Below are 26,282 nucleotides of genomic sequence, written 5' to 3' on the forward strand. Positions count from 1 at the left end.
TCGGCGGTGGCGGAGACTCCACTGGTCGCGTTCGATGCCGGGCCGGGTGTCGTGCTGGCGGATGCGCGCGGCGTCGCGCGCGTGGTGACCGACCCGCGCGACCATGCGGTGGTAAGGATCGCCGCCGCCGACCTCTCTGCCGATCTCGCCCGCGTGTCGGGCACGGCGACCGGCAACGGTACGCAGATCTGGCTCGGCACGCTCGGTCGCAGCGCCGCGATCGACGGCCTCGCGCGGCGCGGCTTGCTCGACGTCAGCAAATTGCGCGGCGCGTGGGAGAGCTTCGTGATCGCCACGGTCGATCGCCCCGCGCCCGGCGTCGCCTCGGCGCTGGTGATCGTCGGCAGCGACCGCCGCGGCACCGCGTTCGGCGCCTACGAACTGTCGCGCGCGATCGGCGTGTCGCCGTGGCATTGGTGGGCGGACGTCACGCCCGAACACCATGCGCTGTTGCGAGCGCCCGCAGGCGTCGCGCGCTTCGGTCCGCCCTCGGTCAAATATCGCGGGGTGTTCCTCAACGACGAGGATTGGGGGCTGCAACCCTGGGCCGCGCACACCTTCGAGCCCGCGGCGGGCACGATCGGCCCGAAGACCTACGCCAAGCTGTTCGAACTGATGCTGCGGCTCAAGGCCAACCTCGTCTGGCCGGCGATGCACAAGGTGACGCGCCCGTTCAACGCCGACCCCGGCAATGCCGCGCTTGCCGATCGCTATGCGATCGTCATGGGCTCGAGCCATTCCGAGCCGATGCTGCGCAACAATGTCGGCGAATGGACCGCGCCGGCGGAGCGCTTCAATTACGCCACCAATGCCGCCGGTGTCGCGCGCTACTGGCGCGAGCGCGTGGCGACCAACGCGCGCTACGAGAGCCTCTGGACGCTCGGCATGCGCGGCATTCACGACAGCGGGATGGTCGGCCCGAGCGACGATGCCGGACGCCGTGCGCTGCTCGAGCGCATCTTCGCCGACCAGCGCGCTATGCTGCCGAAGGACGCGCCGCAGGTGTTCACCCCGTATAAGGAAGTGCTCGACGTCTATCGCAGCGGGCTGAAGGTGCCGCGCGACGTCACGCTGCTGTGGCCCGACGATAATTTCGGCTATATCCGCCACCTCCCCGACGCCGCCGAGCGCCAGCGGCCCGGCGGATCGGGCGTCTATTACCACCTCTCCTATCTCGGCGCGCCGCTGTCGTATCTGTGGCTGTCGACCACCCCGCCCGCGCTGATCCGCGAGGAACTGGGCCGCGCCTGGGATGCCGGCGCGCGGCAGATGTGGGTCGCCAACGTCGGCGATCTCAAGCCGGGCGAACTCGCCACCGACTATTTCCTGCAACTGGCGTGGGACGTGCCGGCGACGCGCGCGCAACCGATCGACGCCGTCGTGCGCGAGTGGGCGGCCGGCACGCTCGGCGGCGATGTCGCGGCGGACACCACGACGATCCTCGCCGAGCATCACCGCCTCAATTTCGCGCGGCGGCCCGAGCATCTGCAATGGTGGCTGCCCGGCGAGCTGTCGCGCCCCAGCCCGCTTTCGCCGCCCGAGATCGCCACCCGCCTCGCCGCGTTCGACACGCTCGACGCCCGCGTCCGTGCGCTCGCGCCGCGCATCGCCGCTGACCGCCGGGATGCGTTCTTCGAGCTGGTCGACTATCCCGTCACCGCCGCCGCGCTCGCCAATATCCGGCTGTTCGATGCCGAAGCCTATGATCGCCTCCACGACAGCGATCCGGCAGCCGCGGCGCAAGCGGGTGCCCGCGCACGCGCCGCCGATGCCGACCTCACGCGCCTGACGCGCCGCTACAACGACACGCTCGCCAGCGGCAAATGGCGCGGGATGATCGCGATGGAGCCGGCCGATGGCCAATGGCGGCGCTATCGCCTGACCCCGCCGATCCTGCCCGCCGCTGCGCTCCTGCCGGCGGAGGCTGTAGCCCGACCGCAAGCTCCCGCTGCCGCCGCTGCCGCACCCGTCGTGGAAGCCGAAGCCGCCGAGGGCGCGCGCACCGGCTGGCGCGTGATCGACGGGCTCGGCCGCAACGGGGCCGCGGTCGGCGCGGCACTGCCGGCGCAGCTGTCTTACACGATCGACCTGCCGCCCGGCCGCTGGCGCCTCGTCGCCGAGCTCCTGCCGAGCTACGCCACGCACGACGGCGATCCGCTGCGCCTGACGCTCGCGCTCGACGACGCCGCGCCCGTCACACTTGCCGCACCGCGCGTCACCGGCGATGCCGCCTGGGCGCGCGCGGTACTCGACAATCGGCTCGAGCTTGCGCTGCCGACCGCGCTCGCGGCCGGCCGCCATCGCTTCACCGTCGGACTCGCCGATCCCGCGCTGATCCTCGATCGCTTCCGTTTCGATCCGCTTCCCGCCAGCTTGCCGCCCGCCGGCGCAAAGGACTGACCGCCATGGCCACCGACCCTATCGCCGCCGCGCCCGCCAACCCGATCGCGCCGACGCGCCCGGTGCGTTGGTACACGCTGCTCGCCTATGGCTCGAATGACGTGCTCGGCGCGGGTTCGATGGCGGTGATCAGCACCTGGATCCTGTTCTTCTACACCACCTTCTGCGGGCTGTCGGCGCTGCAGGCGACCGCGATCTTCGGCATCGCGCGCGTGCTCGACGCGTTCACCAGCCCGCTGATCGGCCACCTCTCCGACAGCCTCGGCCGCTCGTGGCTCGGGCGCAAGTTCGGGCGGCGGCGCTTCTTCATCCTCGCCGCGATCCCGCTGCTGCCGTCGTTCGCGATCATGTGGGTCGCGGGGCAAGGCTTCTGGTATTACCTCGTTACCTATGTGCTGTTCGAGATGGTCTATGCGATGGAGATCATCCCGTACGAGACGCTCGCCAGCGAAATGGCGACCGATTACAAGACCAAGGCGAAGTTCGCCGGTGCGCGCATCCTGCTCGGCCAGCTCTCGGCGATCGGCGCGGCGTTCCTGCCCAAGGCGCTGATCCAGTATCTCGGCGAGGGCTCGCCCGACACCTATCTCTATATGGGGATTATCTTCTCGGGGCTCTTCATGGGCGCGGCGGGCCTGCTCTATGCGTTCAGCTGGGAGCGGCAGCGCCCGCCCGGGCTCGATGCCGAGGAAGATGCGCGCGCCAAGCCGACGCTCGGCGCGGCGTTCAAGGCGCTCTATCGCAACCTCTTCTCGACGCTGCGGATCCGCGCGTTCCGGCTGCATCTCGGCATGTATCTCGGCGGCTATATCAGCCAGGACATCTACAATGCCGCCTTCACCTATTTCGTGATCTTCGCGCTGGCCGGCTCGGCGGCGATCGTCGCGAACCTCGTCGGCGTGACCTATATCGTCCAGTTCGTCGCGGTGATCCTGGCGATCAACTTCGCGCTGAAACTCTCCCCCGCCGCCGCATACCGGATGGCGGCGATCAGCTTCGGCATCGGCGTGATCCTGTTCCTCGCAATGTACGCCGCGGGCTATACCGCGACCGCGATGCTGTTCTGGGTGCCGGTGCTGTTCGCCGGGCTCGGCCGCGGCGCGCTCAACTACATCCCGTGGGCGACCTACAATTACATGGCCGATGTCGACGAGATCGTCACCGGGCGGCGCCGCGAGGGCGCGTTCGCGGGCGTGATGACCTTCGTGCGCAAGATGAGCCAGGCCGCCGCGATCATCCTCGTCGGCCAGGTGATGCAGGCATCCGGCTTCGTCTCGGGCGCGAAGACGCAAAGCGCCGGCGCGCTGGTCGGCATCGTCGGGGTGATGGGTGCGGGCACGATCGCGATGCTGCTGTTCGGCATGTTCGTGTCGACGCGCTTCCGGCTCGACCCCCGCACGCATGCGATCCTGCTCGAGGAGATCGAGCATCTGCGCAGCGGCTCACGCACGCCGTCCGATCCCGAGCATGCCGCCGTGGTCGAGGATCTGTCGGGCTGGTCGTATGACCGGCTGTGGGGCAACAATCCGGTGGTGGAAGCGCAGAAATGATCGCGCTGGTCGCCGCGGCCTTGCTCGCGCAGGCCGCGGTGCTGGCGCCCAAGCCGCTGTTCCGCGATCCCGTGCATGACGGCGCGGCCGACCCGTCGACGGTCTACGATCCGGCGACGCGCGAGTGGGTGATGTTCTACACCAACCGCCGCGCCGATTTGCCGATGGACGATACCACGGACGTTCGCTGGGTCCACGGCACCGCGATCGGTATCGCCCGCTCGAAGGACGGCGCGCAGTGGCGCTACGGCGGCACCGCGGCGATCCCGGTCGCGTGCACCGGCGCGACGCTGTGGGCACCCGATGTCGAGCGGTTCGCGGGGCAATGGCACATGTGGGTGACCGTCGTCCCCGGCATCTATCGCGACTGGAACGCGCCGCGATTCCTCGTCCACCTGACCAGCCGCGACCTCAAAAGCTGGCGCTGCGGCGGGCGAGTCGAGCTGGGCTCGGACCGGGTGATCGATGCGAGCGTCGTCGCGTTGCCGCGCGGTGGCTACCGGCTGTTCTTCAACGACGAGCGGATGAACAAGGCGATCCGCACCGCCGACAGCCGGGATCTGGTGCATTGGACGCTCAGGGACCGGCTGACCGACACGCCCGGCGAAGCGCCCAAGGCGTTCCGCTGGCGCGGGCGCTGGTGGCTGGTGTCCGATGCGTGGAAGGGGCTGCTGGTGATGCGCTCGGCCGATGGCGAGCATTGGACGCGCCAGAGCGACTATCTGCTCGCCGCCCCCGGCACCGCCGCGACCGACCGCGCGAAGGGCCAGCATCCGGATGTGATAGTGGCGGGCGAGCGCGCGTATCTCGTCTATTTCGTCCACCAGTCGGGCGAGCCGCAGGCCGCGTCCGATCCCGAGTGGCACCGCCGCAGCGTGCTCCAGATCGCAGAGCTGAACGAGGTCGACGGCATCCTCACGGTCGATCGCAACGCGCCGGCCCATGTACGGCTGCTGCGCCGCTGAACGCGGGCGCTAAGGGGTCGAGTACGCTTGGCGCTTTCCCGAACGCCCCCCCCCGCCCGTTCGCCCTGAGCCGGTCGAAGGGCACCTCTCCACACCGAGCCAGGCCTCACGCGGAGAGCAGGGCTTCGACAAGCTCAGCCCGAACGGCGTTGGCGGATCACGCCAATTCGAAGGTGACCTAGAGAAACCCGACCTGCCGCAACCAAGCCGCGCACAGCTGCGGCCACACCGACACCGGCAGGCCCTGCGTATCGAGCGCGAAGCCGTGCGGGGCATCGGCGAAGATGTGGCACTCCGCTGCACCGCCGGCTTGCTCCCAAGCGGCGTGCAGCCGCCGCGCATTCTCGACCGGGACGACCGGATCGTTGCCCGAATAAACGATGAACGCGGGCGGCGGGTCTTGCAGCAGTTGCGCGTCGGGCTGCAGCCGATCGTACATCGCCTGCTTCTCGACCGGGGGCAGCGGCGGCTTGTCGGCGACGATCGTGCGGCCTGCGGCATTGGTCGAAATCGGCGCATAGCCAATCACCAGCACATCGGGCCGCGTCGTCGCATCGCAGGACACGCGCCATTCTTCCGGCACCGCCGCCGCGAGGCACGCCGCGAGATGCCCGCCCGACGACAACCCGACGACACCGAGCGCGCTATCATCCTCGCGCAGCAGCCGCATCGCCGCCAACGCATCGGCAAGCGCCGCGACAGCCCCGTTCGCCGCGTCGGGGAAGCGATGGAGCAAGACATGCGCATGATAGCCAAGCGCCGTCAGCCAGCGCGCCACCTGGACGCCCTCGCGCCCCGCCATCAGCTGGACGTACCCGCCGCCGCCCAGCACCAGCATCGCGCGACCATTGGGCTGCGCAGGTACGAAGCTCAGCAGCACCGGCTGGGTCACCGCGGTCACCACCGCTTGCGCCGGATCGGCGAAGGCGGGATCGAACGTCACCGCATCGGCGCGCACCGCCGCGCCATCGAGCGTGCGCACCTGATCGGCACCGAGCATCAGCATCCCGGATGCGCCCCGTCGAACGACGAGTGGCCGGCAACGCACGGATGCGTCGGATAGGCCTCGCCGTCGAGCTCGACCGCCTCGCGCACCACCGACAACCGGTCGCCATCGTCGCGCATCTCGTACAGCTTGCCGAGCGCATAATTGAACGGCCGATGCAGGATCATCATCAGTCTGCCGTCGAAGGTGTGGAACAGCATGCCGTGCCCGCTGTCGCGCTACACCAGCGGCCCGAGCTGCTCCCACGGCCCGGCAATCGTCCCCGAGGTCGAGCGCGCCTGCGCCTCGACATAGCCCTTCTGGCCATAGCTCGACCACAGCATCAGCAGCGTGCCGGTCTTCGATCGATAGAGTTCGGGGCCGTCGGTGACATAGACGACGTCGCCGTTCGACTGCTTCTGGCCGACCGCCCACGGCGCGTCGTTCGCCTTGAACAAGGTTTGCGGCGAGCCGGCAGCGGCGAGATCGTCGGTGAGCGGCAGCGCTTCCATCGTGCCGACCGTCGTCTGCCACCATTCATGCGCATAGACGAGCCACGGCTTGCCCTTCGGATCGACGTAGAGCGAACCGTCGAGCGTCATCAGGCTGCCATCGACGATCGGCTCGCCGCCGCGCACCAAGCGGTAGGGCCCGTCGACTCTGTCAGCGACCGCCAGCACCGTACCGCGCCGATAGGTCGCCCGCGTGCCGTTCTTGCCGAGCGGCAGGTCGGGGTTGTGGAAGGTTGTGAACAGATACCATTTGCCGCGCCAGCGATGTACTTCGGGCGCCCAGCTGCCGGCCTTGGCCCACAGCCCGGCGGGCAGGACGAAGGCGAGCTTGGGCTTGCTCCAATGCTTCAGGTCGCGGCTGGCATAGACCATCGTGCCGAGCCGCTGGTCGCCGCTCATCGCCGCCTCGTTGCGGGTAAACAGGTAATAGGTCTTGCTTGCGGCGTCGGCGACGATCCACGGATCGTGCAGGTGCATCGCGGTCAGCACGAGCGGCGCGTCGCCCTGCGGTGCGGCGGGGGCCGCCCCCGTCAATCCGAGCAACGCGGCAGCGGCGAACAGCCACTTCATGGCGCGACCGCGATGCTGTTGCCATAGCCGATCACCACGGTGGCGATCAGCAACAGGCCGACCCCGCCCCACACGGTCGCCTTGATCCGCGCGCCGGCTTCCTTCCACTCGCGAAAGGCGAAGCCCCACAGCGTGCCGAAGATGATGATGCTCGCCATGTGCAGCGTCCAGCTCGAGAAGAACAGCCGGCCCATCTGGCTCTCGCCCATCGTGTAGAAGAAGAATTGGAAGTACCAGGTCACTCCCGCCAGCGCGCTGAGCAGATAGTTGCGCAGCAACGGCGGCCGGCCGACATCGGCCTTGGTGACGCCGCGCCATTCGGGCGCGCTGCGGTTCTTGGTGATGAGGAACGCGCACCATGCTCCGTTGGTGATCAGCCCGCCGAACATCACCAGGCACAGCACCGGCAGCCCGGTCCATAGCGGCCCCGTCCCCGCCGCAGCCGACAGCGCCTTGATCGGCTCGCCCGCAGCGAGGCCGAAGGCGAAGCAGGCCGACATGATGCCCGCGAAGATCGCGACGAGGATGCCCTTCTTGAAATCGAACTCGGCGACCACCGCCGCCTTCTGTTCGGGGGTCAGCAGCGCATCCTTTTTCGCACCCGCGATCGCCACGACGATGATGCCGAGCAGCGTCAGCGCGATACCGAGCAGCACGATCCGGCCCGAGGCGTTGGCGAGCAGCTTCGCGTGGAATTCCCCCGCGAACAACGGCGGGATCAGCGTGCCGAACACGGTGCACAACCCCAGCACCACCGCCATGCCGAGCGACAGCCCGAGATAGCGCATTACCAGCCCGTAGCCGAGCCCGCCGAACCCCCACAGCACGCCGAAGACAATCGGCCACCAGAATGCCGTTGGCGTGGCGCCGTGGAGCACGCCGAGCAGATCGTTGGTCTGGAGGCTGGCGAAGAACCACGGCGCGAACAGCCAGGAAAACACACCGCCGGTCAGCCAGTAAATCTCCCACGACCAGCGCTTCACCCCGCGATAGGGCACGTAGAAGCTCGCCGAAGCAAGGCCGCCAAGCCAGTGGTAAAGAACGCCGAGCAACGGGTTCATAGGTCTAATCCCAGGCGATAGAGGCGGTTGGCGTTGCGCGCGAACAGGTCGCGTTGCTCGTCGTCGCTGAAGTCGGCGGCGATTGCGTGGAATGCCGCCATCGTGCGCTCGATCGACGCGAAGAGCGTGTCGGTCGGGCTATCGCTGGCGAACAGGCAGCGGTCGGTGCCGAACAGGTCGATCGCCGCGAGCAGGAACGGCCGCACGCTGTCGAGCGTCCAGTCGCGATCGATGAAGCCGAGCCCCGACAGCTTGATCGCGACATGCGGCAGCGCGGCGAGCGTCTCGAGCCCGGCGCGCCACTGCGCGATGCCGTCAGGGTCGCTGATCACCGGCATCCCGAGATGGTTGATGATCACCGGCACGTCGGGATGCCGCGCGATCAGCGGCGCGAGCCCGGCCATCTGCGCGGGATAGCATTGCAGGTCGAACGACAGGCCGTATTTCGCGAGCAACGCAAAACCCGCCCCCCACTGCGCGTCCTGCGTCACGTCGCGCGGCGTGTAGCTGCGCAGCGGATCGGCGTGCCAGTTGACGATGTGGCGGATGCCGCGAACGCGCGGATGCGCCGCCTGCTGCGCGAGCAACGCTTCGACGTCGGGATCGTCGAGCCGCGCGAACGCCACGATCGCGCTCGGCAAGCCACCCGCGTCGGCGACGCCTTCGAGCCATTCGGTCTCGTCGAGCGCCTGCGCCGGGTCCGCCCCGGCATCGATGTGCACCGCGCCGACGACGTTCCAGCGCGCCATGTCGGCGCGATAGTCGGCGAGCGTGTAATCGCGGGCGATCGCTTCGACCGAGCCGTTGGGCCCGTCCTCCGCAAACGGCGGCGTCAGCCACGGATAGCGGATCCGGCCGAGCTCCCACAAATGGATGTGCGCATCGACGAACGGGATGGTCACGAAGCCTCTCCGGCTGAGCAAGGCCGCGCCGTCGTCTTTCGGACGGTCGCGGCCATATGGGCGATCAGAAAGTCGTGCGACCGCCCGACGTGTCGAAGGTCGCCGCCGTGGTGAAGCTGCACTCTTCCGACGCCGCGAAGCACACCATCGCGGTCGATTCGTGGATTTCGCCCAGGCGCCCCATCGGGATCTTCGAGCGCATATATTCGACTTGGCTCGGCGGCAGCTGCTCGAGGATCGGGCTCTCGAAGGTCGCCGGGGTGATCGCATTGGCGATCACGCCCTTGCCGGCGAGTTCCTTGCCGAGGCTCTTGGTCAGGCCGATCACCGCCGCCTTGGTCGCCGAATACGCGCTGGCGTTGGGATTGCCTTCCTTGCCCGCCACCGACGAGACGTTGACGATCCGGCCATAGCCATTCTCGAGCAGATACGGCACGACCGCGCGGTTGCAGTAGAACAGCCCGTTGAGGTTGACGTTCACGACCTGCAGCCAGCTGTCGATCGGGAATTCGTGCAGCGGCACGGTTGCCCCGGTGATCCCGGCCGAGCAGATCAGCACGTCGATCTTGCCCAGAACCTCGGCACTTTCCTTAGCGGCAGCAGCGACCGCATCGGCATCCGACACGTCGAGCGCGACGACATGCGTCGCGCCGATCTCGTCCTTGGTCGCGGCCAGCGCCGCGGCGTTGCGATCCCACAGCACGGCCTTGCCGCCCTCTGCGATGATCCGCCGGGCGACATCCTTGCCGAGCCCCGAAGCACCGCCGGTGATGACCGCGCAGCGCCCTGCGAAACGTCCTTCGTAGACGCTCATGCGAGTTTTCCTTCGCCGAGATGGCGCCACTCGACGACGGTCTGCGTCTGCGTGCCGAGCTTGGCGATCGACAGCGCCATCACGTCGCCGGCCTTCAAGAAGATCTTGTCGGGCTTCTTGCCCTCGCCGACGCCCGGCGGCGTGCCGGTGATGACCAGGTCGCCCGGCATCAGCGTGACATATTCGCTGGCATAGGAGATCAGCTCGGCGAGATCGAAGATCATCGTCTTGGTGTTGCCGGTCTGCATCCGCACGCCGTTCACATCGAGCGTCATGTCGAGATCCTGCGCGTCGCCGACTTCATCGGGCGTCACCAGCCACGGGCCGGTCGGACAGAAGGTGTCGTGGCCCTTGCCCTTCGACCATTGGCTGCCGCGCTCCTTCTGGTTGAAGCGCTCGGACACGTCGTTGACGAGCGTGAAGCCCGCGATCGCGTCGAGCGCGTCTTCCTTCGCAATATAGCGGCAGGTCTTGCCGATGATCACGCCGAGCTCGACTTCCCAGTCGCTGTGCGTCGAGCCCTTGGGCAACACGACGTCGTCGTTGGGGCCGCTGAGGCTCGACAGCGCCTTGGCGAACATCACCGGCTCGGTCGGGATCGGCAAGCCGGACTCGATCGCATGGTCGCGGTAGTTGAGCCCGATCGCGACGATCTTGCTGATCCCGCTGATCGGCACGCCGTAGCGCGGCGTTCCCTCAACCACCGGCAGCGACGCGACATCGGCGGCGAGCGCCTGCGGCAGCGTTGCGATCGTCAGGTCGGCGATGACGCCCGAGAGGTCGCGGAGCGTACCGTCGGCGTCGACGATACCGGGCTTTTCTTGGCCGGGCTGGCCATAGCGGCAGAGCTTCATGAGACGGTCTTTCGTTATCAGTGCGTGTAGGGACGGTGCATCGCGATCTCGCGATTGAGCTCGACGCCGAAGCCCGGCGCATCGAGCGCGCTGGCCTTGAGCCGGCCATTCTCGGGCACCGGCTCGCCGATCAGCTGCGGGTGGAACATCGGCACCACTTCGGTTGGCCCCGGATGCATCATCAGGAACTCGGCGAAGGGCGAATTGTGGCGCGTGATCACGAAGTGATAGCTGTAGACCGACGATCCGTGCGGCACGACCATCTTGCCCGCGGCATCGGCGAGCGCCGAGATCTTGAGCAATTCGGTCACGCCGCCGCACCAGCCGACGTCGGGCTGGATGATGTCGCAGCATTCCATCTCGAGCAGCATGCGGAAGCCCCAGCGGGTCGCCTCATGCTCGCCGGTGGTGACCAGCATGCCCTTGGGCACGTTGCGCTTGAGCTGCTGATAGCCCCAATAATCGTCGGGGCTGATCGCCTCCTCGATCCATTTAAGGCCATGCTCGTGCGCCGCGATCGCGAGCCGCGTCGCGTAATCGAGGTCGAGCGCCATCCAGCAATCCCACATCAGCCAGAAATCGGGCCCGACGCGCTCGCGCATCTCGGCCAGCTCGGCGATGTTCTTGTGGAAGCCCTCGAGCCCTTCGGCAGGACCATGGTGCAGCGGCATCTTCCCGCCGATGAAGCCGAGCTCCTTGGCGATATCGGGCCGCGCGCCGGTCGCGTAGAATTGCAACTCGTCGCGCACCGCACCGCCGAGCAAATGATAGACCGGCTCCTGCCGCAGCTTGCCGAGCAGATCCCACAAAGCGAGATCGACCCCCGAAATGGCATTCACCACCAGGCCCTTGCGGCCGTAATATTGGGTCGAGAAGTACATCTGGTCCCAGATCTTCTCATATTCGGTCGGGCTGCGGCCCTCGAGGAAGCGCGCGAGATGCTTCTCGACGATGAACGCCGCGGGCTCGCCACCCGTGGTGACCGCGAAACCGATCGTGCCGTCCTCAGCCTCGATCTCGACCACCAGCGTGCCCAGCACGTTGATCCCGAAGCTCTGCCGGCTCTGGCGATATTCGGGATAGCGGCTCATCGGCGTGGCGATATGGTCGTCGATCCAGTGGCCGGCGCCTTGGTCGTGATAGTCGGCCCCGCCGCCGCGCACGGTGAATGCGCGGACATGCTTGATCTTGGGCAACTGGACGATCGCCACGTGTCTCTGCTCCTCATCATCGCTTCACGGATGCGAAGCGGTCCTCCACTAAGCAGACGTTCCGGGGCACCGCGCCGAAGCTGGCAGCCTCTCCCGGGCCGTTTGCATGGTCTCACTTTATGAGATAGATCGTTAGTTGATGGAAAGAGCCGCGTCAAATACAGACTCGGGCGAACGAGAGGATGCTGCAGTGCGCGACAGTCTATGGGATCGTCGGAGCGTGCTCGCGGGCGCTGGCGCGCTGTCTTTTGCCGGCGCGGTTCCTGCCGTGGCGCAGGGCGCTGACGTAGGTGTGGGCGCGTTCCGCACGATGCCGCTCTGGCCGGGCAAGCCCCCAGGCGGCGCGCGCGTCACCGCGACCGAGAACCGGGTCGAGCGCCAGCCGGCGACGGCCGACGGCAATTACATCGTCGAACATGTCCGCAAGCCGACGCTGACGATGCTCAAGCCCGCCAAGCCCAACGGCGCCGCTCTGCTGCTGATCCCCGGCGGTGGCTATCGCTTCGTGTCGATGGGCAATGAAGGCTTTCCCGTCGCGCGGCGCTTCGCCGAAGCGGGGTACACTTGCTTCATCCTGCTCTATCGCCTGCCCGCCGATGGCTGGTCCGCCGGTGCCGACGTACCGCTGCAGGATGCGCAGCGCGCCGTCCGCACGATCCGCAGCCTCGCCCCGCGCGAGGGCTTCGATCCGGGGCGGATCGGCGTGGTCGGCTTCTCGGCGGGCGGGCATCTCGCCGCCTGGCTCGCGACGCGCGACGTGCGCGAGATCGCCGCGCCGGTCGATGCGATCGACCGGCTGCCGGCCAGCGTCACCGCCGCCGCCTTCGTCTATCCGGTGATCGCGCTGCGCGATCCGGTCGCGCACAAGGGCTCGCGCGAGCAGTTGCTCGGCGCCGATGCTACTCCCGCGCGGATCGCGGCCTATTCGCTCGAGGAGAACGTGATGGCGACGCCGCCGCCAGCGGTGCTGGTGCATGCGCTCGACGATCCCGCCGTGCCCTATCAGAACAGCCTGCTGATGGCCGAGGCACTGCGCGCGCGCAAAGGCGCGGTGGAGGTGCATTTGCTTGAGTCCGGCGGTCACGGCTTCGGGCTCGGCACCACCAAGCCGGCCGTGGCGAACTGGCCCGAGCTGGTGGCAGGTTTCCTCGGGCGGCACGGCGTATGACCACCACGCCGCGCGTCGCACTATTCGTCACCTGTCTGGTCGATCTGATCCGCCCGCGCATCGGCTTCGCCTCTATCGCCGCGCTGGAGGCGGCGGGGTGCGAGGTCGTCGTGCCTGAGGCGCAGACCTGTTGCGGCCAGCCCGCGCTCAATTCGGGCGATCGCAAGACCGCCGAGGACTTCGCGCGCCGCAACATCGCGCTGCTCGAAGGCTATGACCAGGTCGTCGTCCCGTCGGGTTCGTGCGCGGCGACGATCCGCGTCCACTATCCCGAAATCCTCGAGCATGACGCGGCGTGGTTCCCGCGCGCGCAAGCACTGGCCGCCAAGACGTTCGAGATCCTCGCCTATCTCGACGAAGTCCGTGGCTGGAAGCCCGAGGGCGTCGCGCTGCCGACGACCGCGACCTATCACGACAGCTGCTCGGGCCTGCGCGAGCTCGGTATCAAGCGCCAGCCGCGCCGCCTGCTCGCCGCGATCGACGGGCTGGAGCTGAAGCCGCTGGCGGGTGCGGAGACGTGCTGCGGCTTCGGCGGCACGTTCTGCGTGAAGTACCCCGCTATTTCGAACTCGATCGTCGGCGAAAAGACGGCGGCGATCGATGCCGCCGGCGCCGACCTGCTGCTCGCGGGCGATCTGGGTTGCCTGATGAACATGGCGGGCAAGCTCCACCGCGACGGCTCGCCGGTCCGCGCGTTCCACGCGGTCGAACTGCTCGCGGGCATGGGCGACGGCCCGGCGATCGGCGAAGAGGCATGAGCGGCGGGTTCGCGGAACGCGTCGACGCAGCCCTCGCCGATCCAATCCTCAAGCTCGCGGTCGAGCGCACCGCCGGCACCGCCGAGGCCAAGCGCACGCTCGCGATCGACGCGTTCGCCGATTTCGAAGCCGCGCGCGATCGCGCGGCGGCGATCAAGGATCATGTCATCGCCAATCTCGGCGGCTACCTCGAACGCTTCGAGGCGAACGCGGTGGCGGCGGGCGCCGTCGTCCACTGGGCGCGCACCTCGCAGGAGGCGTGCGACATCGTCATCGGCCTGTGCAAGGCGGCCGGCGCCAAGAGCGTCGCGCGCTCGAAATCGATGCTCGGCGAGGAAATCGGCCTGCCGCACGCGCTCGCCGAGGCCGGCATCACCCGCGTCGAAACCGATCTTGCCGAACATATCATCCAATTGTCGGGCGAGCGCCCGTCGCACATCATCTGGCCCGCGATGCACAAGACGCGCGAGCAAGTCTCGGTGCTGTTCAAGGCCAACCACCGCGATCCGCACACCGAAGAGACGATCGCGGCGATGGCGGAGAGCGCCAGGCGCCATCTGCGCGAGGGGATGCTCGCGGCCGATGTCGGCATTTGCGGTGCGAACTTCCTGATCGCCGACACCGGCGCGGTGTGCACCGTCACCAACGAAGGCAATGCCGAACTGTCACTGGTGCCGCCGCGGATGCAGATCGTCACCGCCGGGATCGAGAAGATCGTGCCGTCGATGGGGCACGCCGTGCACATGCTGCGGATGCTCGCGCGCTCGGCAACCGGCGCGCCGCTGACGCAATATACGACCTTCTACACCGGCCCCAAGCGCCCCGGCGACCGCGACGGGCCCGAGGAAATGCACATCGTGCTGGTCGACAACGGCCGCACTGCGATGCGCGAGGACGGGCTTGCCGAGATGCTGCGCTGCATCCGCTGCGGCGCGTGCATGAACCATTGCGTGGTGTTCCGGCAGATCGGCGGCCATGCTTACGGCGGCACCTATCCCGGCCCGATGGGCGCGGTGCTGACCCCGGCGATCGACGGCCTGGCGGCGAACCGCGACTTGCCCAACGCTTGCACGCTCAACGGCAAGTGCCAGGAAGTGTGCCCGGTGCGCATCCCGCTGCCCACGCTGCTGCGCGGCTGGCGCGAGAAGAGCTGGCGCGAGGGGCTCGAGCCGAAAGCGACCCGCGCCGGGATCGGACTCTGGGCGTGGGCCGCACGCCGCCCGCGGCTCTACCGCACGGCGACCGCGACCGCGCTCACCGCGCTGCGCTTGCTGGGGCGCACGGGCTGGCTGAGCAATGTGCCGCTCGCTGGCGGCTGGACGCGGCATCGCGACTTGCCGAAGCCGGCGGCGGAAAGCTTCATGGCGCAATATAAAAAAGGGCAGCGCCAATGACCGCGCGCGACGCAATCCTGTCGCGGCTCGGCGGCACCATGACGCCCTCGGCGATCGCGGACGAAGCCGCCGCTTTGCTGGTCGCGCCCGAACGGCCACCCGTCGCCATGACCGCGCTCGAGGAAACCTTCGCGGAGCGGCTCGCGCTGCCAAGTGTGGCGGCAAGCTATGACCGCATCGCGGACTGGAGCGAAGTCCCCGAGGCCGTGCGGCGCTATTGCGCAGCGAACGGCCTGCCGGTTGTGCTGTGCCTGCCCCCCGACCCGCGGCTCACCGCGCTCGACTGGGACGGCGTGACGCTCCACGACGGGGCCGCCCCCGATGAAGACGCGGCGTTGGCGATCGCGCGGTGCGGCGTCGCCGAAACCGGATCGCTGGTGTTCGAGACCAGCCCCGAAGCGCCGATGCTGCCGAACTTCCTCGCGCTGCATCATCTCGTGATCGTCCCCACGCTGGTCGCGCATCTCGAGGACGCGATCCTGCCAGGCGCACAGCCGCGCGCGCATTACTGGGTGACGGGCGTTTCGGGCACGACCGACATCGAGGGCACCTATGTTCGCGGCGCGCATGGCCCGCGCTTCCTCCACGTTATCCGACTGGCGACCCCGCTAAAGCGTTGAACGGACCCGACGAACGCTTGCGCGGAACGGGCAACCCGATAGGCGAGCTTATGTCGCGCACGACACAGAATTTCACATTTCGTACATTTATCCTTTCATATGGCATTTAATTAGCCGTATATAGATAACGCACTTCACATATTGGGATCAGCAACGACTGACCCGCGTGATTTTCGGGGAGGATATCATGACCTATCGTCGCGTAGCGCTCGCAGCCGCTCAAGTTTCCACGCTGGCCCTTATGGTCGCCGCGACCCCGTCCTGGGCGCAGCAGGCGAGCGCCCCCCAAGCCACCCCGCCCGAAACCGCCGCCGCTCCGGCCGATGACGCGCAGGCGCCCGACATCGTCGTGACCGGCTTTCGCGCCTCGCTCAACGCCGCGATCAATCAGAAGCGCCGCGAGACCGCCGCGGTCGACAGCATCGTCGCCGAAGACATCGGCAAGTTCCCCGATTCCAATCTCGCCGAATCGATGCAGCGCATTCCCGGCGTCGCGCTGGCGCGCGGTGATGGCGGCGAGGGGCGCAACATCTCGGTCCGCGGACTCGGCGCCGCCTTCACGCGCGTGCGCATCAACGGCATGGAGGGCACCGCGCAGACCGGATCGTCGGACATTTACGGCGCCGGCAACAGCGGCCGCAGCTTCGACTTCAACGTCTTCCCGACCGAAATCTTCTCCGAACTGGCGGTTCGCAAGACGCCGTCCGCCGATGTCGAGGAAGGCTCGCTCGGCGCGACGGTCGATCTGACCGCGCCCAAGCCGCTCGCCGGCAAGCGTGACTTCACGCTGACCGCGACCGCGCGCGGCATCTACAACGAGCTGTCCAAGAAGGTGAACCCGCGCGCCTCGCTGCTCGTTTCGAAGAAGTTTGCCGACGGCACCTTCGGCGTGCTCGCTTCGGTCGCCTATCAGCAGCGCGACATCCGCGAAGTCGGCTATTCGGCGGTCGACATCCTGTCGTCGAACACCAATGGCGGATTCTGCTCGCCGGTCGGTTTCACGCCGGTGAACCCGGCGGTCGGCAGCAAAGGCGCCTCGGCGACCGAATGCTATCCGGGCGTACCGCGCACCAGCACCGCGGCTGCCTACAACACCATCGTCAACGCGCGGCGTGCCGACTTGCCCAACACGCCGGGCAGCGGCGCCTTCCTGCCGCGCATTCCGCGCTACCTCAACTCGACGCAGAACCAGAAGCGGATCGGCGGCACGCTGACCTTCCAGTGGCAGCCCGACAGCGCCACCGACATCTCGCTCGACTTGCTCTATTCGCGGTTCGATGTCGTGCGCCGCGACAATTACATCGCCGGCCTGTCGTTCGGACGCTCGGCGACGAACAACGGCCAGCCGGTCACCTCGGTCAAGGACGTGCAGCTCAGCCCGAAGGGCAGCCTGGTCTATGGGCTGTTCGACGGCGTCGACGTCCGCTCGGAAGGGTTGGTCGATCGCTTCGTTTCGACCTTCAAGCAAGCCAACCTCAACTTGAAGCACGATTTCACCGACCGCTTCGGCGTCACCGGCCTGTTCGGCATCAACGAATCGGTATTCGACAACAAGCAGCGCTTCCAGTCGTTCATGGATGCGATCGACACGCCCAATTTCTCGGTCGACTATCGCAAGGGCAATGACACGCCGCTGCTCGGCTTCGGCTTCAACGTCGCCGATCCCAACGCGTTCGCCTATGGGCCCGCGCTGGCCGACGGCACGGTGCGCGGCGGCTACAACTTCCAGGGCAAGCCGTCGGTCAACACCAACAACGGCACGACCGGCGAGCTCAACTTCCACTGGAAGGTCAGCGACAGCCTGACGCTCAAGGCGGGCGGCCAGTATCGCCGTGCCGACTTCACCGTGCGCAACCTCGTCCCCTACACCGCCGACGTCGTCACGAAGGCGTTGCCCGCCGGGACGACGCTGGCCAGCCTGACCACGCAGATCAAGGGTGTCGACCAGCTCTGGGGCAATGGCGCCCCGGCAAGCTGGGCAGCGCTCGATCCCGACAAGCTGATCTCGACCTTCAACCTCGATGCCGTGCGCTATTGCGGGATCGAGTGCGGCGCGCAGTCGAGCCGTGTGCTCGAGGAAGTCTCGTCGGCCTATGCCATGGCGGCGTTCGACCTCGGGGAGCGGCTGGGGGGTATCGGCGTACGCGGCGATGCCGGGGTGCGCTACGTCCACACCGACCAGAATTCGTCGGGCTATATCTCGGTCGCCTTGCCCTCGTCGCCGACCGGCGTGACCGGCAGTTTCCAGAGCGCGTCGAAGCGCTACAGCGACTGGCTGCCATCGGGGAATCTGGTGATCGAGCCGGTCCGCAACCTGCTGTTCCGCTTCTCGGGCGCCAAGGTGCTCGCGCGCCCCGAACTCGCGCAGTTGACCCCGACCAGCAGCATCACCGCGACGACACGCGTCGGCAGCTTCCAGAATCCGCAGCTCGATCCGATCCGCGCGACGACGTTCGATGCCGCGGTCGAATGGTATTTCCGCCCGGGTGCGCTGCTGTCGGCGGCGTTCTTCTACAAGGACATCAAGTCCTATGTGCAGAACGTCAACACGCAGGAAGTGTTCAACACGCTCGGCCTACCGGCGGCCTTGCTCAACGGCACCAACACCGCCCCGACCGAGATCTTCACGATCTCGCGCCCGACCAACACGCCCGGCGGCAAGCTCAAGGGGATCGAGGCGAATGTGCAAATGCCCTTCACCTTTCTCCCCGGTTTCCTCAAGAATTTCGGCGCGCTGGCGAACTACACGCACGTCACCTCACGCATCCGCTACATCCTGGCGAGCGTGAACGGCGTGCCGACCGTGACCACCACTGCCGATTTGGTCGGCCTGTCGAAGAACACCGCTTCGGGCACGCTATATTATGAGGACCGCAAGTTCAGCATCCGCAGCACCGCCAATTGGCGCGATGGCTTCATCCGCGGCATCCCGGCGTCGCCGGGCAGCGATCTGCAAGGCAATTCGCAGACGCTGTTCGTCGACGCCTCGGCCTCGTACAACGTCAACGACAACATCAAGCTGATCGTCGAGGGCACCAACCTGACGGGCGAGCAGAACCGGCTCTACACCGACAGCGTGCGCCAGGACACGCTGTTCCAGACGCGCATCGGGCGGACCTTCACCTTCGGCGTGAACTTCAAGCTGTAGTCGGAGGGCGCGGGGGGCGCGCCGTTCGCCCCTCGCTTACCCGTCAGCGCGCGCGGACGCTGAGCGTATATTCGGGCACCACGCGGATCGTCCGCAGGTCCGCCACCTGACCCGTCGCCGGGAGCAGCGTGCGTGCGCTGTCGTCGAGGTAGATCGGCGCGTCGCTGCGCAGCGGGAGCGCGGTGAGCGTCCACGGCTTGCCGAGCCGATCGGCGAAGCGCCGCAATCCGATCCGCCAGACCCGGCCATCCCAGAATGCGTCGTCGAGCATGTCGGCGCCATCGAACAGCCGGGCGATGTCGGCGCGATAGTCGATCTCGAGCCACGCATCGCCCTGCCCCGCCAGCACGCTGCGCGGCAGCGTAAACGACCAAGCAGCGGCTGCGCGATGCGCCTCGGGCAGCGGCTGCAGCGCCGCCTTGGCGGGACCGCCGATTGCAACCGGCGGTGCGACGCCGGCCTCGCGCACGACGGTGGGCATAACCGCAAGCATGGCGCGCAGCGGCATCGTTGCGGAATAGGCGCCGTCTTTGGCGCGCCCGACGGCGGCGTCTGCGCTGATCGATTGCGGCGCTGGCAGGATGGCGAAATCGAACCGGGCGTTGCCGCGCTGGCTCAAGCTCAGACGATCGGCATCGAAGCTCACCCCGGCCGTGGTGAGAACCAATCGTCGCTGTCCCGCGAGCGCGCCGACCGAGGCGCGCGCGGCATCTTCTACGCTCAGCACCAGCACGCGGACGACGCTGCCGTCGCGCAGCGTCACGCTGATGGGGCGTCGTGATGGCATTACTGCGGCGATCAACCGACCGGCGCCGTCGCTGCGCGCCGCGACCGAGAGCCGCGTGACGCTGCTCGCGGCGAAGGCAAGCTCGACTGCACCCGGCAGCGTCGCCGCCAGGACATGGATCGGCCTCGCCCCATCCTGCAGCCGCGTGAGCGGTTGCGCCGTCGCCCAGACGAGCGTTGCACCGTCAAGGTCCATGTTGATCGGCCAGAAGAAGCTCGCGCCGCTCGGCACCGTCACCCCGTGCGACGGCAGCGACAGCGTCTCCGCACCAAGCTTCACCGCAAAGCGCATGTCCGGGTGCGCTGCCATCGGATATTGCCGGACATGGTTGTTGACGAACAGGAAGCCCGCGCGCGCGTCCGATCGCACCGACCAGCGCAGCGTAGCCACATCCGCGGCGGCTGCCGGCAACCGCGTCGGCGCATGCGCAGCCATCGGCGCCAGGCGATCGCCATATGCGGCAAGGAACGCATGGATCGGCCGCAGCGCGCCGCTCACCGGATTGACCTCGCCATATTGGCCGAGCGGTGCCTGGAAGTCGTAGCCGATCTGCGGCACGTCATTATACCCGCCCGACGCCTGCGTCTCCTCGACCGCACGACCGTCGACCAGCGGGTTCGCGCCGCCGTGGAACATGTAATAGCCGAGCAGATTGACGCCCGAACCGAGCTGCGTGGTGATCGCCGCACCGATGTCGCTCGGCGACACGATCGGGCGGCGGCGATACATCACCGGCACCCCGGCGCCATATTCCGCGCCGAGGAACGGCGTGTCGTCCGCGTCATCCTCGGCGTCGCCCCGCGCCCGCCCGCGCGTCTGCGCGCCGAGATCGCCGCTCACCCGGCTGCCGAAGCGGAACAGGTAATTCTCCTTGGGCAACAGCGGCCCGGTCTTGGCCGACCAGGGCTCGTCGACATAGCCACCCATCACCGGCAGCACTTGCCCGCGCGGATAGACCGTATGGTCCCAGCCGGTGACGGTATAGAGCGGCACGTCGAACCCGATCCGCTGCGCCAGCGCCTTCAGCGTCGCGATATGCTGACGCCCCTGGCCCGGGCCGTCGAGATTATATTCATTCTCGATCTGAAGGCCGATCACCGGCCCGCCGTCTTTCCACAGGAGCCCCTCGAGCTGTCCGTAAAGCCCGCGCCAGAAGCGGTCGACCTCGGCGAGATACGCGGCATCGTCGCTGCGCGGGCGCGAGCGCGCGACCACCCAATCGGGGATGCCGCCGAAGCGCGCCTCGGCATGCGCCCACGGGCCTGGACGGAGGAATAGCAGCAGCCCGTGCTTGCGGCAGAGCTCGGCAAAGCGGCGCAGATCGCGGGTGCCCGTGAAATCGAGCCGACCGGGCGCCAGTTCGAGCTGATTCCAGATCGCGTAGGTCGACACGATGTCGATCCCCGCGGCCTTCATCTTGAGCAGTTCCGCCTCCCACTCGGCCGCGGGCGTCCGCGTGAAGTGAAACTCGCCCATCACCGGCAGCCACGGCTTGCCATCGCGCGTCAGATAGAGGCTGTTGACGCCGATCGTGCCGCCAGGGCCGGTAGCGGTCCCCATGAGCAGATGGGCGCTGCGCAGCGGCGGCGGCGGCTGGCTGGCATCGATTTGAACAACCGTCTGCCCAGACGCGGCAGTCGAGGCGAGCAGCGCCGCGACACCCAGCCAGCGGGAAGTCGCGGTCCCGACGGCGCCCGCGCGCGCTCTGCCATGGCTGTGCATACCGACCTCCCGATCCACGATGTGTCGCGTGGTGTTCGGTAGGGGTACCCACCTGACACGCACGCGACAATCCCGCACTGCGAACCGATACACTACAAGTTGGAAGTCGGCGTGTGTTGCCGCGACGCGATCGGCGAACCGATCCGACCGCTCCCGCCATCATCGAGCCGCTGGCAAGCGCAGCCGCAAATCTGCTAGGACAGCGCATGTCCGCGCTTCTCCCCGCCTTCCCCCGCCCCCTTGGTCTTTCCGCATGAGCGACAAGGCGGCGAACAGCGACGCCGATGATTCGCGCAAGACCGGGACGCAGACGCTCGAGCGCGGGCTCGATTTGCTCGAACTTGCGGTCAACGAGTCGCTCACGCTCGCCGAGCTGACGACGCGCTCGGGCTTGCCGCGCGGCGTGGCGTATCGCCTGGTGACCGCGCTCGCCGGGCGCGAGTTTCTCGCACAATCGGGCAACGGTCGCTTTCGTGGTGGCCCGAGCCTGTTGCGGCTGAGCCACCGCGCGGGCGAGCAGACCGACATCGCCGCGATCGCACGCCCGCATCTCGACGCACTGTCGGAGCGCACCGGGCTGAGCGCGTTCCTCGGCCGGCGCGACGGCGAGTATTCGGTGCATTTGCTGCGCTCGCAGGGCAGCGAGCGTGTTGCCGTGACGACCCAGCCTGGCACGCGCCGCCTGTTGCCCGAGACCGGCATGGGCAAGGCACTGATGCTCGACGACACGCCCGCCGAATGGGCGCGACTGCAGACGCTGATCGGACCGGAGCATCGCCCCGACGCCTTGTTGCCGGCGCTCGAGGCCGCGGCGGCGAGCGGCGTCGTGCTGCAGCGCGGACCGCCGCCCGATTCGATCTGCTCGGTCGCAGCGCCGGTGCGCGATGCCACCGGCCGCATCGTCGCCGCGATCAACGTCGCCGCCGCGGCCCCCTATCTCAGCGACGCACGGATGGCCGAGCTTGCGCCGTGGGTGAAACAGGCGGCCGAGGCGGTCGGGACCGTACTGGGGCATTCTGGCGTGCGGCGCAGCGGATCGAACGCGTAGCCGCTTGACCTCCGCGCATTCGCGGCGCAGGCGGTCCGATATCTGAAACGGAGTTTCACATGTTCGACCGCACCTATTACGCCACGCACCCCGACATGATGGAGTGCGTCTCCAATGACGAGCTGCGCGACCGCTATTTGATCCAGGATCTGTTCCGCGCCGGCGAATGCGTGCTCAATTATACGCATGCCGAGCGCTTCGTGATCGGCGGCGTTGCGGTGGCGACGGGATCGGTCAAGCTGCCCGATCAGACCGAGCCGGCCTCGGCGGCGGGGCATCCCTTCCTCGAGCGCCGCGAACTGGCGATCGTCAATGTCGGCAAGGCCAAGGGCATCGTAACGGTCGATGGCGAGGCGTTTACGCTCGGCAACAAGGATTGCCTGTACGTGACGATGGGCGCCAAGGACGTGCAATTCTCGGGCGACGGCGCGCGCTTCTATCTAGCGTCGTGCCCAGCGCACAAGGCGTTCACGACCAAACTGATCTCGACCAAGGATGCGACCGCGCTCGAGCGCGGCACCCTCGCCGAATCGAACGAGCGCACGATCTTCCAGATGGTCATCCCCGGCATTTGCGACAGCGCGCAGCTGGTGATGGGCCTCACCGTGCTCAAGGAAGGCAGCGTGTGGAATACGATGCCGCCGCACATCCACGAGCGCCGCAGCGAAATCTATTTCTACTTCGAGCTCGACGATCTCGAGAAGGATCGCGTGTTTCATTACATGGGCGAGGGCGAGGCCACCCGGCACATCGTGATGGCGAACGAGGAAGCCGTGATCAGCCCGCCCTGGTCGATCCACATGGGCTCGGGCACCAAGGCCTATGCCTTCATCTGGGCGATGGCGGGCGAGAACCAGGACTATACCGACATGACCGTGCTGGATATCTGCCAGCTGGCGTAACCCGTCGGGCCTGGGGAGAGCGTTGCTCTTCCCGGGCGCGCCGGAGAGGCGTCGCCGGGGTCATCCCGGTCGACGGCGTCGAGCGAAGTCGGTGCGGCGCGCCCACAGTCGGAACCGTGTAACGTGCGTTGAGTAGCGCATCGAACACGCTATGGAGAAAGCGCGTTTCGGGAGTACGCGTCCGGCAACCGGCCTTCGGCCGTACCAAGGCGACTGCATACGTGACCGATCTGGCAGCATCGCCCAATCCACCCGACGCGGTCAAACAGCCCCAGCGCCCCAGGCTCCGCGATGTGCTCGGCCCCGGCCTCATTACCGGTGCGTCAGACGACGATCCGAGCGGCATCGCGACCTATTCGCAAGCAGGCGCGCAGTTCGGCTACACCCTCGGGTGGATCATGCTGTTCAGCTGGCCGCTGATGTGCGCGATCCAGGAGATCAGCGCACGGATCGGCCGGATCACCGGCCGCGGGATCGCCGGCAACCTCAAACGACACTATCCGGCGCCCTTGCTCCACGCGATCGTCACGCTGCTGGTCGTGGCCAATACGATCAATCTCGGTGCCGATCTCGGCGCGATGGCGGCGGCGTTGCAGCTGCTGATCGGCGGGCCGCAACTCCTCTATGTCGCCTTGTTCGCCGTGGCGTCCGCGCTGCTCGAGATCTTCGTGCGCTACGCGCGCTATGTCTCGGTGCTCAAATGGCTGACCGTATCGCTGTTCGCCTATGTCGGCGTCGCATTCATCGTGAAGCTGCCGTGGGGCATCGTCGCGCATGCGGTGGTCATCCCGGATATTACCTTCAACGCCGCCTATCTGACCGTGGTCGTCGCGATCCTCGGCACGACGATCAGCCCCTATCTGTTTTTCTGGCAGGCGGAGGAAGAAGCCGAGGACGTCAAGGAACGCGCCGGCGCCAAGCCGCTCATTCGCGCGCCCGAACAGGCCCCGTCCGAATTGCGCCGGATTCGCTGGGACACGATCGTCGGCATGGGCTTTTCGAACGTCGTCGCGCTGTTCATCATCCTGACGACCGCTGCCACGCTGCACGCGCACGGCGTCACCGACATCCAGACCTCGGCGCAGGCAGCGCAGGCGCTGCAACCGATCGCCGGGCGCTTCGCCTTCCTGATCTTCGCGCTTGGCATCATCGGGACGGGATTACTGGCGCTGCCGGTGCTCGCCGGATCATCGGCATATGCGCTGGGCGAAGTCTTTGGATGGCATGTCGGCCTCACCCGCAAACCGGGCCGGGCCAAGCGCTTCTACGGAATGATCGCCGCCGCGACGCTGGTGGGCGGAGCGCTCAACTTCACGCCGATCGACCCGATCAAGGCGCTGTTCTGGAGCGCGGTCATCAATGGCATCGTCGCCGTTCCCGTGATGATCATGATGATGCTTCTGGCGCACAACCCGAGAGCGATGGGCGCCTTCCGCCTGCCGCGGATGCTGTCGATCACCGGCTGGCTGGCGACCGCGACGATGGCGTTGGCGGCGATCGGCATGTTCGCGACATTCGACGCATAACGCACGATCGCGGCCGACCACGGAACCGACGTCGCCTTTGCCTGTTCTGTTCGCGAAACGACCGGGCCGGCAGGCGGTCCCGGCGGTGTCATGGAGAAAAATCATGGGCGAACTCACCGACAAGCTGAACGCCGCAGGCAACAAGATCGCCGGCAACGTCAAGGAAGCAATCGGCAAGGCGACCGACAATGAGAAGCTGGTCGCCGAAGGCGAAGCGCAGCAGCTCAAGGGCACCGCGCAGGACGTCAAGGGCAGCGTCAAGGGCGCACTCGGCGACAAGATCTAAACAAACGCTGATCTTGTCAGGGGCCGCCGCGGAGACGCGGCGGCCTTTTACGATACGACCTGCCTCAGTTCTCGCGCGGTGCTTGAACGCTCTAAAACGGGCGATCCCACCCAAAGGTCCGAACACCGCGACAGCCGACGGCGCGCGGAACGATCCACGCCCTCCGTCATTTGCATCTGCGAATGCGACACGGAGACACCGCAATGAAAACCGTCCTGCTTGCCATGGTTGCCCTGGCCACCCCTGCCCTCGCGCAAACCCCCGCTTCGCGCTCGGTGCAGCCAGTGACGATCACGATGACCGATCATGGCTTTGTCCCCCGCAATATCGCTCTGCGCCGCGGCGGCTCGTACGTGCTGCATATCGCGAACCGGTCGGACAAGGGCCACAACCTCACGCAGAAGGCCTTTTTCGCCGCGGCGCGCCTGAGCCGCGAAGACCGTGGTGTCGTGCGCGACGGGCAGATCGTCCTTGCAGCGGGCGAACGCGCCACGATCCGCTTCCAGGCTCCGCTGACGCGCCGGGGCGGGATGTTCCAGTTCAGCAGCACGACGCTGGGCGATGCCGACAACGCGTATACCGGCGCGTTCCGCATCCAATAACGATCGCACGAACGACGGATCCTGTGTCGGGGTCGGCCCGACACAGGTCAGCGCTTTTCATTGCACAATACGATATTTCGGCTATAGTCGAACAATGGAACTAAAAAACGCGGTCACAGCGCTCTCGGCGCTTGCCCATCCGAGTCGGCTCGCCGTCTTTCGGATGCTGGTACAGGCTGGGCATGAGGGGATCGCGGCCGGCGAGATTGCGCGGCGGCTCGACGTCCCGCCCAATACCCTATCGTCCAACCTCACCATCCTGACCAATGCCGATCTGGTCGAGAACCGCCGCGATGGCCGGTCGCTGATCTACTCGGCACGATACGAGAGCATGGCCAACCTGCTCGAATATCTCCTGGAGGATTGTTGCGATGGCAATCCGGAAATCTGCGCGCGCATGGGCGACATGGTGCTGCGTGGCCGCTGCGTAGAAGAGGGCACCGCATGAGCGACCGTATCGATACCAGCGTGCCCGAAGACGCGACGCCCGACGCGCG

Annotated in this window: 23 protein-coding genes; 14 read left to right on the forward strand and 9 right to left on the reverse strand. The window is 67.3% G+C overall.

Annotation, left to right across the window (positions count from 1 at the left end; translation table 11 throughout):
* Positions 1-6: 6 nt before the first annotated feature.
* Genes IE187_RS09705 through IE187_RS09715 form a run of 3 tightly spaced genes read left to right on the forward strand, consistent with a single transcriptional unit; the run spans position 7 to position 4,915 of the window.
* Positions 7-2,400, forward strand: a complete 2,394-nt coding sequence (locus tag IE187_RS09705) for a glycosyl hydrolase 115 family protein (RefSeq protein WP_229839331.1) — start codon at positions 7-9, stop codon at positions 2,398-2,400.
* A gap of 5 nt (positions 2,401-2,405) precedes the next feature.
* Positions 2,406-3,950 carry an MFS transporter gene (locus IE187_RS09710; RefSeq protein ID WP_189676056.1) on the forward strand — a complete coding sequence of 515 codons (1,545 nt, stop codon included), beginning with the start codon at positions 2,406-2,408 and terminating at the stop codon, positions 3,948-3,950.
* A complete protein-coding gene (locus IE187_RS09715; protein ID WP_229839332.1) occupies positions 3,947-4,915 on the forward strand; it encodes a glycoside hydrolase family protein in 969 nt (322 codons plus the stop codon). The genes IE187_RS09710 and IE187_RS09715 overlap by 4 nt, the downstream gene beginning before the upstream one ends.
* Before the next feature lie 178 nt (positions 4,916-5,093).
* Here IE187_RS09715 and IE187_RS09720 read toward each other — a convergent pair whose 3' ends face one another.
* The 8 genes from IE187_RS09720 to rhmD form a co-directional block, all read right to left on the reverse strand.
* Positions 5,094-5,921 carry an alpha/beta hydrolase gene (locus tag IE187_RS09720; protein ID WP_229839333.1) on the reverse strand — a complete coding sequence of 276 codons (828 nt, stop codon included), beginning with the start codon at positions 5,919-5,921 and terminating at the stop codon, positions 5,094-5,096.
* A complete protein-coding gene (locus tag IE187_RS21325; RefSeq protein ID WP_229839334.1) occupies positions 5,915-6,121 on the reverse strand; it encodes a hypothetical protein in 207 nt (68 codons plus the stop codon). The genes IE187_RS09720 and IE187_RS21325 overlap by 7 nt, the downstream gene beginning before the upstream one ends.
* Positions 6,122-6,139: 18 nt before the next feature.
* Entirely contained in the window at positions 6,140-6,982 is an 843-nt protein-coding gene (locus tag IE187_RS09725; RefSeq protein ID WP_229839335.1) for a glycoside hydrolase family 43 protein, read from the reverse strand.
* Positions 6,979-8,043 carry an L-rhamnose/proton symporter RhaT gene (rhaT, locus tag IE187_RS09730; protein ID WP_189676057.1) on the reverse strand — a complete coding sequence of 355 codons (1,065 nt, stop codon included), beginning with the start codon at positions 8,041-8,043 and terminating at the stop codon, positions 6,979-6,981. Before rhaT ends, IE187_RS09725 begins: the two co-directional genes overlap by 4 nt.
* Entirely contained in the window at positions 8,040-8,945 is a 906-nt protein-coding gene (locus tag IE187_RS09735) for an amidohydrolase family protein (protein ID WP_189676058.1), read from the reverse strand. Before IE187_RS09735 ends, rhaT begins: the two co-directional genes overlap by 4 nt.
* A gap of 64 nt (positions 8,946-9,009) precedes the next feature.
* Complete coding sequence (locus tag IE187_RS09740) at positions 9,010-9,759, reverse strand: SDR family NAD(P)-dependent oxidoreductase (protein ID WP_189676059.1); 750 nt, start codon at positions 9,757-9,759, stop codon at positions 9,010-9,012.
* Positions 9,756-10,613, reverse strand: coding sequence for a 2,4-didehydro-3-deoxy-L-rhamnonate hydrolase (locus tag IE187_RS09745; RefSeq protein WP_189676060.1), 858 nt, complete (start codon positions 10,611-10,613; stop codon positions 9,756-9,758). The genes IE187_RS09740 and IE187_RS09745 overlap by 4 nt, the downstream gene beginning before the upstream one ends.
* Positions 10,614-10,630: 17 nt before the next feature.
* A complete protein-coding gene (rhmD, locus tag IE187_RS09750) occupies positions 10,631-11,824 on the reverse strand; it encodes an L-rhamnonate dehydratase (protein WP_189676061.1) in 1,194 nt (397 codons plus the stop codon).
* A gap of 190 nt (positions 11,825-12,014) precedes the next feature.
* On the opposite strand from rhmD, the gene IE187_RS09755 reads away from it, so the two are divergent.
* From IE187_RS09755 to IE187_RS09775, 5 genes are all read left to right on the forward strand, one after another.
* On the forward strand, positions 12,015-12,992 hold the full coding sequence (locus tag IE187_RS09755; RefSeq protein WP_229839336.1) for an alpha/beta hydrolase: 978 nt from the start codon (positions 12,015-12,017) through the stop codon (positions 12,990-12,992).
* Positions 12,989-13,750 carry a (Fe-S)-binding protein gene (locus IE187_RS09760; RefSeq protein WP_189676063.1) on the forward strand — a complete coding sequence of 254 codons (762 nt, stop codon included), beginning with the start codon at positions 12,989-12,991 and terminating at the stop codon, positions 13,748-13,750. Before IE187_RS09755 ends, IE187_RS09760 begins: the two co-directional genes overlap by 4 nt.
* Positions 13,747-15,144: a lactate utilization protein B gene (locus IE187_RS09765; RefSeq protein WP_189676064.1), complete on the forward strand. Its 1,398-nt coding sequence runs from the start codon at positions 13,747-13,749 to the stop codon at positions 15,142-15,144. Before IE187_RS09760 ends, IE187_RS09765 begins: the two co-directional genes overlap by 4 nt.
* Complete coding sequence (locus IE187_RS09770; RefSeq protein ID WP_189676065.1) at positions 15,141-15,764, forward strand: LutC/YkgG family protein; 624 nt, start codon at positions 15,141-15,143, stop codon at positions 15,762-15,764. Before IE187_RS09765 ends, IE187_RS09770 begins: the two co-directional genes overlap by 4 nt.
* Positions 15,765-15,951: 187 nt before the next feature.
* Positions 15,952-18,912 (forward strand): TonB-dependent receptor, encoded by a 2,961-nt coding sequence (locus IE187_RS09775; RefSeq protein ID WP_189676066.1) that lies wholly within the window; start codon positions 15,952-15,954, stop codon positions 18,910-18,912.
* A 43-nt stretch (positions 18,913-18,955) separates the two neighbouring features.
* On the opposite strand, the gene IE187_RS09780 is transcribed toward IE187_RS09775, so the two are convergent.
* Positions 18,956-21,421, reverse strand: a complete 2,466-nt coding sequence (locus tag IE187_RS09780; RefSeq protein WP_189676067.1) for a beta-galactosidase — start codon at positions 21,419-21,421, stop codon at positions 18,956-18,958.
* A 253-nt stretch (positions 21,422-21,674) separates the two neighbouring features.
* Between IE187_RS09780 and IE187_RS09785 the strand changes: the two genes are divergently transcribed.
* The 6 genes from IE187_RS09785 to IE187_RS09810 all read left to right on the forward strand — a co-directional run bounded on the left by IE187_RS09785 (position 21,675) and on the right by IE187_RS09810 (position 26,233).
* On the forward strand, positions 21,675-22,469 hold the full coding sequence (locus IE187_RS09785) for an IclR family transcriptional regulator (protein WP_189676068.1): 795 nt from the start codon (positions 21,675-21,677) through the stop codon (positions 22,467-22,469).
* 59 nt (positions 22,470-22,528) lie between these two features.
* Positions 22,529-23,371, forward strand: a complete 843-nt coding sequence (kduI, locus tag IE187_RS09790; protein WP_189676069.1) for a 5-dehydro-4-deoxy-D-glucuronate isomerase — start codon at positions 22,529-22,531, stop codon at positions 23,369-23,371.
* A 221-nt stretch (positions 23,372-23,592) separates the two neighbouring features.
* A complete protein-coding gene (locus tag IE187_RS09795) occupies positions 23,593-24,897 on the forward strand; it encodes an NRAMP family divalent metal transporter (protein ID WP_229839337.1) in 1,305 nt (434 codons plus the stop codon).
* A 103-nt stretch (positions 24,898-25,000) separates the two neighbouring features.
* Positions 25,001-25,183 (forward strand): CsbD family protein, encoded by a 183-nt coding sequence (locus tag IE187_RS09800; protein WP_133190700.1) that lies wholly within the window; start codon positions 25,001-25,003, stop codon positions 25,181-25,183.
* Positions 25,184-25,386: 203 nt separating this feature from the next.
* Positions 25,387-25,785: a cupredoxin domain-containing protein gene (locus tag IE187_RS09805; protein WP_189676070.1), complete on the forward strand. Its 399-nt coding sequence runs from the start codon at positions 25,387-25,389 to the stop codon at positions 25,783-25,785.
* A 94-nt stretch (positions 25,786-25,879) separates the two neighbouring features.
* The gene (locus IE187_RS09810) at positions 25,880-26,233 is read left to right on the forward strand and encodes an ArsR/SmtB family transcription factor (protein WP_133190704.1); all 354 of its coding nucleotides are present in this window, start codon (positions 25,880-25,882) and stop codon (positions 26,231-26,233) included.
* Positions 26,234-26,282 lie beyond the last annotated feature (49 nt).

This window comes from Sphingomonas glacialis (genome assembly GCF_014653575.1).
Taxonomy (GTDB): domain Bacteria; phylum Pseudomonadota; class Alphaproteobacteria; order Sphingomonadales; family Sphingomonadaceae; genus Sphingomonas; species Sphingomonas glacialis.